16 protein-coding genes and 2 pseudogenes are annotated in these 13,638 nt (G+C 67.3%); 7 read left to right on the forward strand and 11 right to left on the reverse strand.

The annotated features are described in order from the left end of the window. Window positions 1-15: 15 nt before the first annotated feature. On the reverse strand, window positions 16-867 hold the full coding sequence (locus tag RM572_RS18105) for a menaquinone biosynthetic enzyme MqnA/MqnD family protein (protein WP_311674398.1): 852 nt from the start codon (window positions 865-867) through the stop codon (window positions 16-18). Window positions 868-1,162: 295 nt separating this feature from the next. Between RM572_RS18105 and RM572_RS18110 the strand changes: the two genes are divergently transcribed. From RM572_RS18110 to RM572_RS18120, 3 genes are all read left to right on the forward strand, one after another. Further along, the gene (locus RM572_RS18110; protein ID WP_027764565.1) at window positions 1,163-1,366 is read left to right on the forward strand and encodes a cold-shock protein; all 204 of its coding nucleotides are present in this window, start codon (window positions 1,163-1,165) and stop codon (window positions 1,364-1,366) included. Window positions 1,367-1,945: 579 nt separating this feature from the next. Next, on the forward strand, window positions 1,946-2,824 hold the full coding sequence (locus RM572_RS18115) for a TauD/TfdA dioxygenase family protein (protein WP_311674460.1): 879 nt from the start codon (window positions 1,946-1,948) through the stop codon (window positions 2,822-2,824). A 127-nt stretch (window positions 2,825-2,951) separates the two neighbouring features. After that, a complete protein-coding gene (locus RM572_RS18120) occupies window positions 2,952-3,554 on the forward strand; it encodes a Uma2 family endonuclease (RefSeq protein WP_311674399.1) in 603 nt (200 codons plus the stop codon). Between the two features lie 63 nt (window positions 3,555-3,617). On the opposite strand, the gene RM572_RS18125 is transcribed toward RM572_RS18120, so the two are convergent. The 3 genes from RM572_RS18125 to RM572_RS18135 form a co-directional block, all read right to left on the reverse strand. Next, window positions 3,618-4,424 carry an endonuclease I family protein gene (locus tag RM572_RS18125; RefSeq protein ID WP_311674400.1) on the reverse strand — a complete coding sequence of 269 codons (807 nt, stop codon included), beginning with the start codon at window positions 4,422-4,424 and terminating at the stop codon, window positions 3,618-3,620. A 159-nt stretch (window positions 4,425-4,583) separates the two neighbouring features. After that, on the reverse strand, window positions 4,584-4,790 hold the full coding sequence (locus tag RM572_RS18130) for a DUF397 domain-containing protein (protein ID WP_311674401.1): 207 nt from the start codon (window positions 4,788-4,790) through the stop codon (window positions 4,584-4,586). After that, window positions 4,787-5,623, reverse strand: a complete 837-nt coding sequence (locus RM572_RS18135) for a helix-turn-helix domain-containing protein (protein ID WP_311674402.1) — start codon at window positions 5,621-5,623, stop codon at window positions 4,787-4,789. The genes RM572_RS18130 and RM572_RS18135 overlap by 4 nt, the downstream gene beginning before the upstream one ends. A 308-nt stretch (window positions 5,624-5,931) precedes the next feature. Between RM572_RS18135 and RM572_RS18140 the strand changes: the two genes are divergently transcribed. Continuing rightward, window positions 5,932-6,348 carry an ATP-binding protein gene (locus RM572_RS18140; RefSeq protein ID WP_311674403.1) on the forward strand — a complete coding sequence of 139 codons (417 nt, stop codon included), beginning with the start codon at window positions 5,932-5,934 and terminating at the stop codon, window positions 6,346-6,348. A 73-nt stretch (window positions 6,349-6,421) separates the two neighbouring features. Next, window positions 6,422-7,009 carry a Uma2 family endonuclease gene (locus tag RM572_RS18145; RefSeq protein ID WP_027764572.1) on the forward strand — a complete coding sequence of 196 codons (588 nt, stop codon included), beginning with the start codon at window positions 6,422-6,424 and terminating at the stop codon, window positions 7,007-7,009. 17 nt (window positions 7,010-7,026) lie between these two features. On the opposite strand, the gene RM572_RS18150 is transcribed toward RM572_RS18145, so the two are convergent. Further along, window positions 7,027-7,728: a hypothetical protein gene (locus tag RM572_RS18150; RefSeq protein WP_311674405.1), complete on the reverse strand. Its 702-nt coding sequence runs from the start codon at window positions 7,726-7,728 to the stop codon at window positions 7,027-7,029. 195 nt (window positions 7,729-7,923) lie between these two features. Then, window positions 7,924-8,328 carry a LamG-like jellyroll fold domain-containing protein gene (locus RM572_RS18155; protein ID WP_311674406.1) on the reverse strand — a complete coding sequence of 135 codons (405 nt, stop codon included), beginning with the start codon at window positions 8,326-8,328 and terminating at the stop codon, window positions 7,924-7,926. 631 nt (window positions 8,329-8,959) lie between these two features. Here RM572_RS18155 and RM572_RS18160 point away from each other — a divergent pair. Continuing rightward, window positions 8,960-9,301 carry a hypothetical protein gene (locus RM572_RS18160; protein ID WP_311674407.1) on the forward strand — a complete coding sequence of 114 codons (342 nt, stop codon included), beginning with the start codon at window positions 8,960-8,962 and terminating at the stop codon, window positions 9,299-9,301. A 96-nt stretch (window positions 9,302-9,397) separates the two neighbouring features. On the opposite strand, the pseudogene RM572_RS18165 reads toward RM572_RS18160, so the two are convergent. The 4 genes and pseudogenes from RM572_RS18165 to RM572_RS18185 all read right to left on the reverse strand — a co-directional run bounded on the left by RM572_RS18165 (window position 9,398) and on the right by RM572_RS18185 (window position 12,401). Beyond that, window positions 9,398-10,484: pseudogene (locus RM572_RS18165) on the reverse strand (IS630 family transposase). Window positions 10,485-10,606: 122 nt separating this feature from the next. Continuing rightward, window positions 10,607-11,179: a hypothetical protein gene (locus tag RM572_RS18175; RefSeq protein ID WP_311674409.1), complete on the reverse strand. Its 573-nt coding sequence runs from the start codon at window positions 11,177-11,179 to the stop codon at window positions 10,607-10,609. Window positions 11,180-11,783: 604 nt separating this feature from the next. Then, a complete protein-coding gene (locus tag RM572_RS18180; protein ID WP_449657223.1) occupies window positions 11,784-12,068 on the reverse strand; it encodes a DUF7848 domain-containing protein in 285 nt (94 codons plus the stop codon). 90 nt (window positions 12,069-12,158) lie between these two features. Beyond that, window positions 12,159-12,401, reverse strand: a complete 243-nt coding sequence (locus RM572_RS18185; protein WP_311674411.1) for a hypothetical protein — start codon at window positions 12,399-12,401, stop codon at window positions 12,159-12,161. 89 nt (window positions 12,402-12,490) lie between these two features. On the opposite strand from RM572_RS18185, the pseudogene RM572_RS18190 reads away from it, so the two are divergent. Next, window positions 12,491-12,859, forward strand: a pseudogene (locus tag RM572_RS18190) (tyrosine-type recombinase/integrase); the annotation flags it as partial. A 106-nt stretch (window positions 12,860-12,965) separates the two neighbouring features. On the opposite strand, the gene RM572_RS18195 reads toward RM572_RS18190, so the two are convergent. Beyond that, window positions 12,966-13,634 carry a hypothetical protein gene (locus RM572_RS18195; RefSeq protein ID WP_311674412.1) on the reverse strand — a complete coding sequence of 223 codons (669 nt, stop codon included), beginning with the start codon at window positions 13,632-13,634 and terminating at the stop codon, window positions 12,966-12,968. Between the last annotated feature and the right edge of the window lie 4 nt (window positions 13,635-13,638).

The following is a 13,638-nucleotide window of genomic DNA, read 5'->3' on the forward strand; positions in this document are numbered from 1 at the left end:
GTCGGCGCCCGGGCTTCACCGGGTCAGCAGATCCACCTTCACATCGGCGGGGAACCCGGTGGTGTCGCCGGTGCGGCGGGCGAACTCGGCGATTCCGGCGAGCTGGTCGGCACCCAGCCGGAAGTCGAGGGTGGTGAAGTAGCGTTCCAGCACCGACGCGTCGAACGGCTCCCAGCGCGCGGCCTGTTCGGCGACCTTGCCGACCTCCTCCAGCGACAGGTCGCGGGAGGCGAGGAACGCCTCGTGCACGGCGTGCACGATCTCCGGTTCGCGGGCCAGGTAGTCGCGCCGCACGGCCCACACGGCGAACACGAACGGCAGTCCGGTCCAGTCCTTCCACAGCCTGCCGAGGTCGTGCACGTCCAGCTCCGGTTCGGGCATCGCGCGGAGGAAGGCACGCAGGCCGACGTCTCCGATCACGACGGCCGCGTCCGCCTCCCGCAGCATCGCCGGGAGGTCGGGCGGGCAGGTGAAGTACTCGGGCCGCACCCCGTACCGCTCGGCGAGCAGCAGCTGCGCCAGCCGTACGGACGTCCGCGACGTGGAGCCGAGGGCGACCGGCCGGCCGTCCAGCTCCTCGAGCGGGACCCGCGACACGATCTCGCAGGACATGACACTGCCGTCGCACCCCACGGCGATATCCGGGAGGGCGACGAGGTCCCCCGCATTGCGGAGGAATTCCACGAGGGTGACCGGGCCGATATCGAGATCCCCGTTCACCAGCTGTTCGCTCAGCTTTTCGGGGGTGTCCTTGGTGAGCTCGAGATCCAGCAGCGTGCCCGTCCGGGCCAGACCCCAATAGAGCGGCAGACAGTTGAGGAACTGGATGTGCCCCACGCGCGGGCGGGACGTCGGCTGTGCTGTCACCCTCCGGAGGGTACGCCCGGCCCGACGGCGCTCCGTCACCCCTCCCGCCGTCGCCCGCCGGGCCGGGCGTCGACCTGCACGGACGCCGTGACGCACCCCCGGCGGACCTGCTCGGGTGAACGCGACAGAAGTCACTTCCCCGGGGGACCGGCAGCGTGCTAGGCTCCAAGCAAGTTGCAGTTAGGTTTCCCTTGCAGTACCAGAGCCTGCGGAGCATGTGACCGCGGGCTCTCGTCGTTTTCAGGCTTCTCGAGGTTCTGGAACAGGGCGACCCTTATAGGCCCAAGGAGGGCTTATGGCTACCGGAACCGTCAAGTGGTTCAACGCTGAAAAGGGCTTCGGCTTCATCGCCCAGGACGGCGGCGGTCCCGATGTCTTCGTCCACTACTCCGCGATCAACGCCACGGGCTTCCGCTCCCTCGAGGAGAACCAGGCCGTGACCTTCGACGTCACCCAGGGCCCGAAGGGCCCGCAGGCGGAGAACGTCGTCGCCGGCTGATCGCCCTGTTTCGCAGTACCCAAGGAGCTCCCCGCCCTCTCCGGGCGGGGGGCTCCTGCCTTTGCCCGCGCGGGCGTCCCGCGTTCCCGCGTCGCCCGCAACGCCCGCATCGCCCGCATCGCCCGCGTGGGAACGGCAACCTCCCTGCCCTTTCCACGCATGCCCCTGTCGGGGGCGGCCCGCCCCCGCGCCCCTTCCCCGCAGGGCACGGCGCTACCATGCGCTGCATGACCTTCACGCACACGTCCGGCGCCACGGGAGCTCTCCGCATTCCCGAGCGCGACGGGTGCGAGCGCTCCGGCCGCTAGCACGGCGGCCACCCGAAGCCGCCCCGCACCGCCCGCCGCAGCGCCACCGTCCGGCCGTCCACGGCCGGCCGAGCCACGCGTCACCGCGTTTCTTCTTCTCCCTCCGCGCCCGTCCGGCGCGGTGCGAGGGCGACCCCAGCGCACGCGCGCCCGTGATCCGCTCCGCACCGTTTCTGGAGGAGAACCGACCGTGACCGTCACCGCATCCACCGCCGCCTCGACCACCCCCGCCGTCCCCGCCCTGCGCGAGGCCCGTGTGCCCGCCGACGGCATGTACGAGGGCCGGCGCACCCTGCGCCGCGTCGTGCCCGACGGGTGGCAGGACCGCCCGTACGAGCTGTTCACCCTCGTCCCGCAGGGCCGCCTGATCGGCGCCGAGATACGCGACGTGGACCTGACAAGCCCCCTCGCCCCCGCCCTGCGCGAGGAGCTGAACCGTGCGCTGCTGGAGTGGAAGGTGCTGTTCTTCCGCGGCGCCCACCTCACCCCCGGGCAGCAGGCCGCCTTCGCCCGCCACTGGGGCGACCTGGAGACCAACCCGCTGCTCGCCCGCGGCTCCTCCGACGAGGTCGTCCGCTTCGACAAGGGCGACAGCGCCGTCCCCACCTTCGAGAACGTCTGGCACGCCGACGTCACCTTCCGCGAACGGCCCGCGCTGGGCGCCGTCCTCCAGCTCCGCGAGGTGCCGCCGGTCGGCGGCGACACGATGTGGGCCGACATGGCCGCCGCGTACGACAACCTTCCGGACGAGGTGAAGGCGCGCATCGACGGCGCGACGGCCGTGCACGACTTCCTCCCGGGCTTCGCCCGCTTCTACGGACCGGAACGCCTCGCCCCGCTCCAGGACGCGTTCCCGCCCGTCGAGCACCCGGTGGTACGCACCCATCCGGAGACCGGACGGAGGATGCTGTTCGTCAACACCTCCTTCACCACGCACCTCACCGGCATGCCGCGGGAGGAGAGCGACCGGCTGCTCGCGTATCTCGTGCGGCAGGCGCACGTGCCGGAGTACCAGGTGCGGTTCCGCTGGCAGCCGGGCGACGTCGCGTTCTGGGACAACCGGTCCACCCAGCACTACGCGGTCGACGACTACTTCCCGCACCGCCGCCTCGCCGAACGCGTCGCCATCGCCGGGGACCGCCCGTTCTGACACCGTTCCGGTTCCGGCCGCCGCGCCGTCAACGGCGTGGCGGCCCGCCCTCCCTTCGGGCGAAGGTACGGTCATATATGGGACCGCACGCCACGGCTCCTCCATGCTCGGACGTATGGGAGTACCGATGACCAGGGACCGGCTGGACCAGGCCACCCCGGACACGTGGATGTACCCGCCCCCCGCCGGGTGGACGTACGACCAGGTGAAGGACCTGGATCTCCCGTTCGACTGGGAGCTGGTGGACGGAGCGATCGTGGTACGCGGGATGACGAACGTCTGGCACAACCGCGTGCGCGATCGCCTCTACTTTGCGCTGGAGAGCGCACGCCGGACGCCGTACGCGGTGGCTTCCGCGCAGTGCGTGCTGGTGGACGACGTCAACCCGCCAAAGCCGGATGTGCTCGTCTACGACGAGCGGGATCTCGACGTCTTCGCCCTGGAGTGCATTCCGGTGGAGAAGGCGACCGTCGTGCTGGAGGTCGTCTCGCCCGGCTCCCGCCGGGAGGACCGCGTGCGGAAACCGGCGATGTTCGCGGACGCACGGGTGCCGTACTTCTGGCGGGTCGAGCGGGGGGACGACGACTTCCCCGTCGTCCACGAGCTCTGGTTCCACCACGACATGGGCATGTACGTACCCGCTCCGGAGCGTCCGGTGCACACGGGCAAGCTGGTGACGGAGAGGCCGTTCCCGGTCGAGGTCGACCTGCGGGCGCTGGTCACCGGCTGAGCGGACACGGCTCGTGCTCCGGTACCGCCCTCGCGACGGCACCGGAGCACGAACGGCGCGGCGTCACCAGATGGACTCGACCCACTCCGGGTGGTCGATGAACGGGTTCCGGTTGCCCTGGAACTGGTCGAATATCGCCTGGTTGCGGTTCTCCTCGAAGGAGTCCACGGGGTCCTGGGCGTGCCACTGCTTCAGCACAGACAGGCGGCCCATGTAGGGCGCGGAGCCGTTGTCGACCTGGTCGTTGAGCTCCAGGTCCGGGCCGTCCGAGCCCTCGTAGCGGGTGGCCATGTAGAAGATCATGCGGGCCACGTCGCCCTTGACCGCGTCGCGCGGCTCGAAGGAGTCGGAGTCCGTGGAGCTGTCCGGTGCCTCGTCGACGGGCGAACCGCCGTTGTCGAAGTCCTTGTTGCCCCGGACGCCGTTCACCGACACGTCGGTGGGACGCAGGTGGTGGATGTCCGTGCCCGGGCCCGGGCTGGTGCCGAAGTCACCGTGCGACTTGGCCCAGACGTGCTCACGGTTCCAGTCGTCCTGGTCGCCGCCGTGCTGGGAGCCGCTGCGGGTCTGGCCGCTGTAGAGCAGGACGACGCTGCCGGAGTCGGACGGCGCGGCGTCGGTGACCTGGAGCGCGTCCCACACGTCGTCGTAGCTGAGGACCTGCTGGTCGCTGATGATGGTGTGCAGCGCGGACTTGAGGGCGTCGCCCTCCTTGCCCAGCGCGTCCTGGTAGTAGTCGGCCGCCGGTGCTCCGGGGGCGGGGGCGGGCGCGGCGGTGGCCGCGCTCTGCACGGTCATCCCGGCAAGCAGCGCACCGGCGGCGGCAAGCATGACCGCCTTGCGGCGGCGAGTGAAGTGTGGGGCGGGCATGTGGGGCTGTCCTCTCCCATCGACGTCTCGGTGAGAGCAGTGTCCCCGCCAGATCGGGAGATCATGTGAACATGACAAGTCCATCCCGTGACAGTCAACCCGCGTAGCGCGGGTCCGCTCGCGCGGCGCAGGCCGACATTCCCGGCGAACCCGCGCGTTCTACGGGCGCGCCCCTTCACCCGTCACGTACGCGACGAACCCCCGCCACGCGGCTTCGCCTACGGCGAGCTGTGGCCCTCCCCTCCGCTTGGAGTCCCGCACCCGGACCATGGGCGTGACGGCGGCGACCTCGACGCAGTCATTGTTGTTGCTACCGCTGTAGCTACTCTTGAACCACGGCGATTCAGCGCTGGAATCGCGCATCATGCCTCCCCCAGCACCTTCTCGATGTAAGCCAGAGACTCCCGTGGGCTGAGAGCCTGGGCTCGGATGATCCCATACCGAAGGTCGAGCAGCTGCACCTGTTTCGGGTCGGAGACCAGGCGGCTGGTCAGCTGGGTTTCCGATTGGCCCACAGCCGAGCCGTCGCCCAGTTTGAGGATCTGCATTTCGCCGCCCATACCCGCATGGTCCTCCCGGTCCATGGGCATGACCTGCACCTCGACGTGCCGCAGGCGCCCCACCTCCAGGATGTGTTCCAGCTGACGGCACAGCACCTCCCTTCCGCCGATCGGCCTGAGAAGCGTGACCTCTTCCTGGACGAAGGTGAGCGTGGGGGCCGACTGTTTCCGCACGATCTCCTGACGGGCCATGCGTGCTGACACGAATCGCTCTTGATCGTCGGCACTGAGCGCAGGCCGACGCACGTCGAACAGCGCTCTCGCGTACTCCTCGGTCTGGAGCAGGCCGTGGATGTTGTGCGTGCCGTAGGCGCCGATCTCCACGGCCTCGGCCTCCAGCTTGGCCAGATCGCGGACCTTTCTCGGGTAGCGGGCCTCCGCCACGTCTCCGCGAAACGCGGACAGCTTGCCGTCCGCCTCCAAGACGCGGTCCGCTCCATCCAGGAACTCCGGCTTCGGGGCGCGAATGCCCCGCTCGACACTGGAGACCATCTCCTCTCCGTAACCGATCTCCGCACCCAACTCCGCCTGCGTGAGCCCCGCTTCCCTGCGCCACAACTTGATCTGCCGGCCCACGACTTTCAGCACCGCCGCCGACTCGTCGTCCAGTTCTTCGCCCTGACCGTGCTCCACGTCCATACGCCCCACCTCCGTCGTGCCGTGGCCAACCGCCCCCGCGCTCGCGCGTCACGGCACAGCCCCCGTACAGAACCCGGAGGCATCCGTACAGGGACGCCGCGTACGGGCTCTGACATTCCTCAGCGTGACGCAGAACGCGCACTCTCGGTGAGAATCGCCCCCGAAGCCCCTCGAACGAAGTAACGAACCGGAACGCCCGACTCCGACTCCCGGACGACCCCGTACCGGCCCGACGGGGAGCCGGACACACCTCGCCGTCCGACCGCCAGCCCTGTTCAGCACGCATACACTCGGACACGCTTGGTGACGTGAACGCAGAGAAGACCCACCCCGAGCGGCAGTTCTCCGTGCTGCTCTCCCCCACTCGCCGCGGCGCACGGCTCGCACGACTGATCACCGTCGCGCACCTGGCCTCGTGGGGGCTGCCGTCGGACGCGGCCGCGCACGTCGTCGCCGAACTGGCCGCCAACGCAGCTCTCCACGGACGCGTGCCCGGCCGCGACTTCCGCCTCACCCTCACCGCCGGAGCCGACGGCCGGCTTCGCATCGAGGTGGCCGACACCCGGGGCGAGCGCCTCCCCACCGGCGGACGCCGGGCGCCGGACGCCGATTCCGAGACGGGCCGCGGCATGCTGATCGTCCAAGCCCTCGCCGACACCTGGGGCGTCGAGACCGGCCCCCTCCCCCGCAAGACCGTCTGGGCGGAGTTCACGTTCCCGCGGTGAGGCGACCCATCGGCGCTAGCATGGCGACGAGGTCTCCAGCCGTCGCAGGGTCCCAGAGGAAGGAGCGAGCGCCGTGACGATCGCCCCGGACCACGCCGCACATGACGCTCTGCAGTACCAAGCGATGCGAGACATCGTGGAGCGCATGCAGGACTCCGTTCCCGGCAAGCTCGAGATCACCAAGGAAGGGATCGTCCACGACATGATGTCGCCCGGGGGACCGCACGAGCTGACCGCAGCGCGGGTCAGCCGTCGACTGGAGAAGGTGATGCCAGAGGGCCTGCTGGCTCATACCGGCACGCCGGATGTCGAGGATGTGCACGAGGGCGTACTCCGGCATCCGGACGTGATGGTCATCGCCGAAGCGGACATGGAAGTGGAAGGGCCGTTCGCCCCGCAGAGCCTTCTCGCAGCGATCGAGATCGTCTCCCGTTCCAACCCGGGCAACGACTGGTCGGGCAAGATGCGTGACTACCCGATGCTCGGCATCCCGGTGTATGTGATCTTCGATCCGAGGACCGGGGAGGGTGCCGTGCTCTCGGACATCCATCCCACCCCGGCGGGTCCGCGTTACGCGACCCGCAAGGACTTCGTGTATGGCGAGGACGTCACGATCGCGGAGTGGACGATCTCCACGGAGGATCTGCCGCGCTACGTGTGACGGCCCGCCGCCGGCGGTCAGCCGCGCTTGCGGCCGACCGCAGAGGCGACGCCCCACGCGGCGGCGGCCGCGACGACGAGGCCGAGCAACGCCACGAAGTGGCCGGTGCCGTCCGGCCCCCACCATGCCTCGAGCGGGTAATTCGGGTTCATCTTCAGCATGTCGAAGACCGCCTCGAACCCGGCGACCTTCCAGATGATGACCGGCATGGCGTTGGCGAAACCGAAGAAGGAGCCGAGGGCCGCCACGACGGCGCCGCACACGTGGGCCGCCGTACGGCGACGGCCGACCAGGCCGACGAGCCAGCCCACGACCACACCGTTGACCACGGCGTGCGCGAAGAAGAAGCCGTTCACCACCGCCCGTGACGCGTCGGCGTGCGTGAACGCGAAGAGCAGCGTGTAGAGCGTCGCGACGACGAAGGAGGCCAGGAGGCCGAGGAAGAAGGCCCCGGCAGAACTCCCCCTCTTCGGCTGCTGCATCGGCCCGCCCGGGTAGGGCATCTGGCCGGGCGCGCCCTGCCAGCCACCGCCGGGATACATGGGCTGGCCGCCCATCGGCGGCTGCCCCGGAGGAACGTGGCCCGGCACGGGCTGCGGCCCCCCGACGCCGGCCTGCGGCTGCGGCGGGGCGGGCGGCGGCTGCTGCTGCTGCTGCGGATAGCCGTACCCGGGTGCGGGCTGCGGCGGCTGAGACGGCGGCTGCGGTGGCTGGTTCATGGGTCCCCCCGGCGACGGTGACTGGCAAGCGCAGCAAAGTTACCAATGCACGCAGCGTGCTCGTCGCCCCGTCGTCGGCCCTCCACGATCTGCACGCCGTCCACGCGCCACGGCCTCCTGGCGCGTGCTGCTCCGCCGGGCGTCGCCCGGCGAAGCACCACGCCCTGGCGGAGTTGAACTCGTTAGTGACGAAGGTCAGCCGATGTCAGGGCCGTCCGGGTCGAGCTCGGCACCCGACTGCAGGATGGGGAGCGCGGAGATCGCGTCCTGGTCCAGGGCTCCGTCGAAGACACGTACTTCGTCGACTTCGCCGGAGAAGAAGTCGGCGCCCGTCGACGCACCACCGGTCCTTCCGACGTCCACTCCGACCGTCGAGAAGTCCCATTCCGGGTGCCATTCCACGGATTCCGTCGCCTTGTCACCGTTCAGATACAAGGCGACCTCCCCGAGAACGGGGTCGTAGGCGAGCGCCAGGTGATCGCCGAAGCCATCCCGTGCGGGGACGTCGCCGGCAGCAACGACACGCGTGGACGGAGCTGCGTCCTCGTCCGCATCTCTGACCTCGAAGGACCATGCGCACCTTTCGGCGTCGTACCGCACCACCGTCCGTCAACTGCCGCCGCCACAGCGCCCTGAACCCCCGTCGGGACCCATCCAACGGGGGTTCAGGTTTGCGCTAGGAATTTGCAACCAAAGCCGCTTACGTTCGCCTGCGCGCGTTGCGAGCGAGTTCGATGTCCTCATCGAGCAAGCTGCCTCTAAACGGGCTACGGACATCATCAAGAACCACAACGAGCAGAGATGTGCCACTCACTGGCAGTTGCTCCCGAGCTAGCCATGACGGAATTTTAAAGTTGTCGATGAACCCCTCCGCTCCATCCCGAGTGGTCACTTTGACCCCCCATGCCGTAGTCGCAGACACGACCACTTCCAGCTCTTCGTCAACCCGCACCATGCCGTCACCCGTTCCCAGGCTCCCACACTCTACGCAGAAATGGGAGCGTTACGGGGGGGGGTCGCTACCATGCGGGATGTGCTGAAACGATGTGCCTCATCCAGGCGGAGGCGGCCGAGGGTGCAGCCGGGATCCGAGGGGGATCGTTCGAAGGGGTGAAGGTGCGGGGATTGAATTCACCGCCCGGTGGCGCGCACGGCACGCCTGCCAGCCCATGTGCGTTGGTCTGTCAGCCCAGGCTGCAGCATCAGGGAATCAGCTTCGAAGGTGGTTGATGTGACCAGAGAGCACCTCCAGGTTAATCGATTCGGGTTTGCCGAATACGAAGACATGATTGAGCTCGCCCATGGAGTAGATGCTCCAAAGGTGGTAGGAGTGTTGAGTTCGATCGTGGAGCTGGTTCTCGCAGGGGAAGACGACATGCTCGATTCGCTATCGGAGGGTGCGCAAGCAGATTTCGTAGTTCCCCTAGGAATGTGCGCGAGGATGCTTTCGAGTGGTGATTATTCGGCGCTTGAGCTTGTCTCTGCCGCCTGCACCGTGAGATATGCCGCCGAATCGCACATGTCTGAGTTCTCGGACAGCCTCGCGCAGATGTTGTCTCAGCTGCCACGCTGAGTGACGCTAGCGATCGCAAAGATAGGCCCCGTCGAGCTGTGCTCGGCGGGGCTGATTTGCCGTTTGACGCTGAGGTTGAAAGGGCGGGGTGACAGGCTATGGAGGCTCCAGGCCGAGTCCGGTCTCGGCGATGAAGCCCTCGAGGATCTCGGGCCGGCGTTGAATGCCGCGTAGTCGGTTCTTCACGAGTGGGGTGAGGTCGTCGATCGCGCGGGGTGCGAGGTTGGCCAGGGACTTCTTCAGTTGGGCCCATACGCCTTCGACGGGGTTGAGGTCTGGTGCGCAGGGCGGGAGCTTGACGATGGTGAGTCAGTCGCTGTTGCTGTCGCAGAACTCCCGCAGAGCCTTGGCGTGATGGGTGCTGGCGTTGTCCCACACCACGATCAGCGGGACGTCGCCGAGCTGCCGACGGGCAGAGGTCAGCAAGTCCACGAACTCGCGGGCGCGGAAGCCCTTCTTCTCGCCGGTACGGCCCCGGTACGTCTGCGTCCGGTAGATCAGGCGGGTCTCGCGGCCCGGTCTGACGCAGCTCATCCCGGCCATCAGGACCCGGCCGGACCCCTTGCCCGTGACTCTGAACAGCGGCGTTCTGCCCCGCCGCGACCAAGTCCGACCCTTGCCGGGCTTCAGGTCCTGCCCGGCCTCGTCCTCGAAGACTATCCACGCGCCCAGGAGCTGGGCCGTCCCCCTTACCCGTGACCACTGCTCCGTCCGCCACCGTGCTACGGCCTGCTCGTCGCACTCAACCGCCCGGTGTGCGGGAACCTGCGGCGACCAGCCCAGCCGGTGCAGCAGATACGACACCCCACGTGGCGTGTACCGGTACCCGAACAGCCTGTGGATCAGCTCGGCCACGCGCGCGAGGGTCCACCGCTGGTCCTCGTTCCAGCCGTGCGTCGCAGGACCGGCATCCAGCTCGGTCTGCAGCCGTTTCTGCCTGTTCATCGCTGAGCTGACAGGGAAAGCCGCCAGGTCCCTTGGAGGACAGGGCAGGCTTGCCACCGTCGCGCCAGGTCGCGTGCCAGGCGTAGGCCGACTTCCGGGTCACTCGTAACCTGCGGGCCACGTCCGGCGGCCGCAGCCCGTGCTCGAACATCTCCGCGGCCTCAAAGCGCACCGCTTCACGCTTCGCCCGCCCCGCGGCGGTCAGACCGCCGCCATCCGCGTACCTCTTGACGAGGATGTAGCACCGCCAACGCCCGCTGTCACCCCGCCCTTTCAACCTCAGCGTCATCTACTGCCCTCAAACGCCTCAGGAGCCCCGTCGAGATGTGTCTCGACGGGACTCCCGAATTCTTCCCCAGCTCAGCCTGACAATCGGCTCTGAATCGCCACTAGGCGCTTCCGACCAACAGTACGGTCAGACTCCCTGAGTTGCGAAAGGTGACCCGAGTTCAAATCCTCTAGAGGAGGTTCCAAAATTGCGCGTCGCTGAGATCCAGCCTCCTGTGCGAAGAATTCCGCTCCTGGGATGTTCTGATCCAATTGCCCCATCGCAGTCAGGCAGGCGTGTGCACATTTGAGCGCATCCTCGGAATCGGCACTGGACCGATAGAGGCTTGCATAACGCAACGCAAGAACCGAGTAGAAGGCGTAGATTCCCGCTACCCCAACGATCTCCTCGTCGGATGGTTCCAACTCCTGGAAGCCTTCTAGGGTCTCCACGTAGCCCTGGAATGAACCATCCGGAATTCCAGGTTTCCAAAGGTCCCCTACGGCGTGGACGACGAAATCGACGTCACCACTCCGCGCGGGGTCGCCGCCACACAACCCCGTGAAGACCTGTACCATCCGCTCCGCACAGCTCGCCACGAAGGTTGCAACCTTAGGGTACGACTGCCCTCGGATGGTGGCCGCGACCGCCTCATCGACTACCACTGAAAACTCCTCTGGCGAGTTGTCGTCTTACCGTTTCCGGGATACACCTGACCCATCATCTTACCGCCGGTGCCTCGGATGAGCGGCGCACACACACCCAGACATACATTGCGAGAGGTGCCTCCCACCGTGGGAGTCCAGCCCATTTCATTGATGAAGAGTAGGGCGTTCTGCTCTGCTTGGGTACCTGGAATATTGTCGGCGGCCATCTCACCCTTGCCGATAGCGGACACCTGCGCGGGCGTCAGGCCATCGCCAGATCCCGCAACGACGTTGATCGGGCCGTGAGGGGTATCCGCCCGAACCACAGCCACAGTGCTCACGTTCTTGCGAATAAATTCATCCGGCTCAGCGGCATGAATTTCGCTCGCTCGCGCAGAGAGATTGCAGTTATGAACCAGGACCGGGGTAGCCCCCGCCAGCACATAGTACGTGTGCTACGTGCCCCCTCTATCTGCGTATTCGCAGATCAGCGATGGTTTCGGGTTCCGCTGGTGTCCGTGGTTGTGCGGGGGAATCCGTGGGTGTTGCCGTCGCTACTGCCGTCAGGAGCGACGGGGCGCACGGTGGTGCTGCCGCGGTTGGGTGTCGGCGCAGGGGGATTTTACTGCCAGGCCCCGGGCTCGGCACGGAGTATGGCTCGGACGGTCTGCTCGTAGTGCTGGTGGCCGGTCTGGGCGCGGTGCTCGGCAATCCAGCGCGTCAGCTCGTCCGAGGTGTGCAGGGTGCCGGATGCGGCACCGCAGTTACGTTCCTCGCTGGTGACGCAGACCGCCGTGAAGGCCGGCAAGGCCAGGGCGTCTGGGACGGTGGTCACGTGGTAATCGCGGAATCGGTAGCGTCCGCGCGCAGCACGGGACTGCGCGTCGGTGTTCACGGAGTCAGGCATCCTCCGTCACCTCTTCCGGGTCGGGGAGGCGTTGACCGCGTGAGTCGGCAACCCTGAGCGCGTCGGACAGGGCTTCGGTCAGCCGGCGGGTCAGCCAGCGGGATTCGGTCGCCGACAAGGTCTTCGCGTCAGGAGCCGTGGCGTCTCGGGCGTTCCCAGCAGGTCCTCGCCCATGCCGAGCTGTATGGCTTCGATGTTGTCGGCGAGGTTGGCGAGGTAGCCCTGGCCGTCGGTGCTCAGGTAACAGGGGTGCCCGCCCTCTGTGGCCCACGGCAGCAGTCGCGGCCCCTGCGCGGTGGGCCCTCCGGGCTCTTGTGTCACTCGCTCGGCCATCCTGATTTCCTCTCCTCGGCTCGACTCGGGGCTACTGATCACGGTCTCGCTGGTGTGAGCCTTTGGGAGTAGCCAGCGTGTCTGCCTTTCAGGAAGAGCGCCAGGCGGCCGGAACGGGCTGGACGGACAACGGACTCATCTTCACCACCCCGAAGGGCAGGCCGCTCGACCCCGGCAACCTGACCCGCCGCTTCCGCCGTCTCCTCCACAAGGCAGGACTCCGGACGATCCGTTTCCACGACCTCCGCCACTCGACCGCCACCCTGCTCCTGGAACAGGGCGTCGACCTCGTCGTCATCAAGGAACTCCTCGGCCACGCCCACATCGGCGTCACCGCCGGCGTCTACGCCCACGTCCGACTCCGCCTCCAACGCCAAGCCATCGACACCCTCGGAGGCGTCCTCGGATCAACCGACGACGCCCCCGACAACCCATCCGTCACAGCCGTCGTCCGCTGACGTTGCCGTCACCGTTGCCGTCAAACAGCCAAAGTGCCCCGTCGGAATCAATCCGGCGGGGCACTTTGTTGATGAAATGCGCGGTCTTTCACGACCCCCCATGAAATCAAGGGGTCGTGGTCGACACCAATTCCCTCATCCGGGCAAGGAAAGACATACCTTCCCTTTCGGCGCGCATCGCAACATCACGGAACAGGAGCTTCTCGTCAGACTCATCAGCACCAGACAGGAGGGCGATATCCCGCACTTGCTGCCTGTAGTGAGTCATCAACCTGTCCCACGAAACGTCGCCTTCGGCGCCTGGACGTTCGGCCTCGCCTTCCGCCCAAACAGAATCAACCTCAAGAGCGCCAATAACGGCATTGAATGCGCCACTTCGCGATTCTTCGAGGTAGGCGCGCAACGCCAGAGTCGCGGCAGAAATTGACTCCACAGTCAAAGCTTGCGCGAGGCCAAATTCATCAACCGTGTTGATCGACTCAAGGTCTGACTCTGCACTCCTGATCGCAGCCTCAAGCCTGGGAGCAAGTTCGATGGCAGAGGCGCCCGGCCTGGCGCGCAGAACTCGCCACGCCCCCACCAGGCCATCGTGAACCAATCCGTATCCTTCCAGCTCAGCGTGGGCCTCGCTGTACGCCTGATAGACGGGAAGAGTCCGGTGGGCTGCGGCCAGAGAGAGCACGAAGACTCTCTCCAGGGCCAGCTCGCCACACGCTGCCTCGATCCGGCCAATCTCTTCCTTTATGAGCATTTGCACCCCTTCCGATGCCGCCACGATC

This window comes from Streptomyces hazeniae, from assembly GCF_031845485.1.
GTDB classification, from domain to species: Bacteria; Actinomycetota; Actinomycetes; order Streptomycetales; family Streptomycetaceae; genus Streptomyces; species Streptomyces hazeniae.